The organism is Streptomyces sp. bgisy159 (assembly GCF_057707805.1).
The window spans coordinates 1-584 of record NZ_JBYIQX010000135.1 but is presented as its reverse complement, the minus strand read 5'-3'; the positions used below and the strand labels follow the sequence as shown (position 1 = coordinate 584).

Annotated in this window: 1 pseudogene; it reads right to left on the bottom strand. The window is 69.7% G+C overall.

Annotated elements, in window-relative coordinates:
* Nucleotides 1-584: pseudogene (locus AC3ET3_RS36145) on the bottom strand (glucose-6-phosphate isomerase); the annotation flags it as partial.

The following is a 584-nucleotide window of genomic DNA, read 5'->3' as shown; positions in this document are numbered from 1 at the left end:
ACGAACACCTTGTGCTCGTACAGGGCGATGAGCTGGCCCAGCACGGACGGGGTCAGTTCCCGGGCGAGGACGGTGGTGGTGGGGTGGTCGCCCCGGAAGGTCTTGTGGGCCACCAGTTCCTCGGGCACGCCCTCGGCGCGGACCTCCTCGGGTGTCCTGCCGAAGGCCAGCGCCTGGGTCTGCGCGAAGAAGTTCGCCATCAGCAGGTCGTGCTGGGCGGCCAGGGCGGGACCGAGTCCGGCGACCGGGCGGGCGAAGCCGATGAAGTCCGCCGGGATCAGCTTGGTGCCCTGGTGGATCAGCTGGTAGTAGGCGTGCTGGCCGTTGGTGCCGGGCGTGCCCCACACCACCGGGCCGGTCTGCCAGGTGACGGGCCGGCCCCGGCGGTCCACCGACTTGCCGTTGGACTCCATGTCCAGCTGCTGCAGGTACGCGGTGAACTTCGACAGGTAGTGGCTGTAGGGCAGCACCGCGTGGGACTGCGCGTCGAAGAAGTTCCCGTACCACACCCCCAGCAGGCCCAGCAGCAGCGGCGCGTTGGCCTCCGCGGGCGCGGTACGGAAATGCTCGTCCACGATCCGGAA